Raw genomic sequence first — 2,347 nt, 5'->3', positions numbered from 1 at the left:
GCGTTCGCCGTGACCCTCCCGGGCCTCGAAGCTCATCACCGCCCGGTGCCGCTCCCGGCGGCGGGCCGGGAGCAGCTCCCGACTCTCCTCCAGGAGCACGTACGGCTCGTCCTGCGGGATCTCGTTCATCAGCGCCCGGATGACAGTGGTCTTTCCGGCGCCGGCCAACCCGGCGACCATGATGTTCAGACCGGACCGCATCCCCGCGCGGAGGAACGCCCCCAGCCGCGGGCAGATCATCCCCTCCAGCGCACGCCGGCCTCCCGCGAGGCCGCCGAGGCCCCCGGCCGGGGCGGGACCGGCGGCCGGGTCCGGCGCCGGCCCGGTCAGGTAGCCGTCGACCTCGTTCGGAAGGTGCCCGACGAGGTCGTCGGGCGCGCCGCCGGTCACCCGCTCGGCCAACGTCTGGAGCACGGCGCGGGCGAGCACGGCGGCCTGCTCGGCCGGCAGACCGGACCGTTGGGACACCGCGTCGATGAAGTACGGGAACCCGTCGCCGTCGGTCACGCTCGGGCGGTTACCCCTGGCCGGCCGCGACAAACTGCTGCTAGGCCAGCAGACCCTCGGCCAGCAGGTGGTCGAAGATGATCTGGTCGACCGGCGACGTGCGGTGCCGGTCCGCGTACCCGAGCCAGGCCATCTCGGCGATCTCGCTGGCCGGCCGCAGCTGCCCCTGATAGTCGGCCCGGTAGCAGGTCATCCGGACGGTGATGCCGGTCGTGTGGCCGTGCGCCTGAGCGGTGAAGGTGCCCAGGTGTACGGCACCGGGCACGTCCACCTCGACGCTCAACTCCTCGTCGATCTCCCGGCGCAGGGTCTCCAGGTCCGTCTCGCCCGGCTCGCGCTTTCCGCCCGGCAGGTACCAGATGTCCTTGCCCACCGACCGGGTGCTCAGCACCCGACCGTCCTCGACGAGGATCCAGGCCACCTTGTCGATCTCGCGCACGATGCTCCCTCCGGCCGCTGGGACCGGGGACGCTACCACCCACCACGGCGCTCAGTCGGCCAGCAGGTCGAGCAGGAGCGCGGCGGTCCAGCCGAACGCCGGCGAGCCCAGCCCGGCGCCGGTGTCCGGGTGGAAGTACTCGTGGCAGCCGGCCCCGGCGACCAGACCGATCATCGAGCGGCGCAGCCCGGCGGCCAGCTCCGGGTGCCCGTGCGTGAGCAGCCCACGCCGGACCAGCCAGCCGACGTTGAGCCAGCTCGGCCCCCGCCAGTAGCGCAGCGGCTCGAAGTCGGGTGCGGTGCGGTCGTAGGTGGGTAGCGGCCGGTCCATCCGCCGGGCCACCCCGAAGCGCGCCGACCGGGCCTCGACGACCAGCGCGTCGGCCTGCCGGGCCGGCAGGTCGGGCAGGATCAGCGGGGTCAGCCCGAGCACGGTACGGGCGCTGACCAGGCGGTCGGTGCGCAGGTCACGAGGCTGGAACGTGCCGGTGTCCGGGTCGTACAGCCGGCGCAGGAGGGCCTCGGTGATCCGGGCCGCGCGGGCCCGGTGCGGCCCGGGGTCGTCGCCGACGAGGGCGGCGATCTCGGCGAGGGCGTGTTCGGCTGCCCCGAACGCCGCGTTGAACAGCGGGCACTCCACCAGGAACGGGTGACCGGTGGCCAGGTCCCGGTCGGAGTAGCCGTGGTCGCGGTAGGCGGCGACGATCGCCAGGTAGCGCGCGTAGTCCAGGTCCGTGGGGCGGTGCGCGGCGTCGGCGTGCGTGGTGTCGTGCCGACGGTACGCCCGCATGACGGCCGCCTCGGCCGGCACCGCTGCCATCGGCTCGTCCCACGCCGGGCTGTTGTCCAACCCGGACTCCCACGGGTGCACGATGCAGACCAGCCCGTCACCGGCCACGTCCCGCCGGTCGGCCAGGTAGCGCTGTTCGGCGACCAACGCGGGATAGAGCCGGCGCAACGCCGCCAGACCGGTGGGGTCGGGCGCCCGCCGGTACGCCAGCAACGCGGCGAGCGCGTGCACCGGCGGCTGGACCAGGCCGGAGGTGGCCACCGCCGGTGCTCCCGGCACGTCGGCGGAGCGCCACATCTCCGGCCCCGGGAAGTACGCGCCGACCCGCAGCGCCGGGTTGAACACGATGTGCGGCACCCGGCCGTCGGCCCACTGCGCCCGGAACAGGCTCGCCAGCTCCCGCCAGGCACGGTCGGGGCGAACCTGGGCCAGCCCGATCGCGATGAACGCGGAGTCCCAGCTCCACTGGTGCGGGTAGAGCGTGCGTGAGGGCACCGTGTGGTCGTGCTCCCAGTTGGCGTCGAGCGTGTCGATCGCGAGTCGACGCAGCCCGGCCGCGTCGGCCGGGCCACCCGTGCGGGCGGCGGCGGGCAGGTGCAGCACCGTGTTGGT

Annotated in this window: 2 protein-coding genes and 1 pseudogene; all 3 read right to left on the bottom strand. The window is 74.3% G+C overall.

Going from position 1 to position 2,347, the window contains the following annotated elements:
• Positions 1–468, bottom strand: a pseudogene (locus PSH25_RS34070) (DUF2267 domain-containing protein); the annotation flags it as partial.
• A 79-nt stretch (positions 469–547) separates the two neighbouring features.
• Entirely contained in the window at positions 548–946 is a 399-nt protein-coding gene (locus PSH25_RS29445) for an NUDIX hydrolase (protein WP_238662115.1), read from the bottom strand.
• Positions 947–997: 51 nt separating this feature from the next.
• On the bottom strand, positions 998–2,338 hold the full coding sequence (locus PSH25_RS29440; RefSeq protein ID WP_238662116.1) for an MGH1-like glycoside hydrolase domain-containing protein: 1,341 nt from the start codon (positions 2,336–2,338) through the stop codon (positions 998–1,000).
• Positions 2,339–2,347: the final 9 nt, after the last annotated feature.

Origin of the sequence: Micromonospora foliorum, assembly GCF_022229015.1 — a bacterium.
GTDB lineage: Bacteria > Actinomycetota > Actinomycetes > Mycobacteriales > Micromonosporaceae > Micromonospora > Micromonospora foliorum.
The sequence above is the reverse complement of the archived record's forward strand: the minus strand, read 5'-3'. Positions and strand labels throughout refer to the sequence as shown.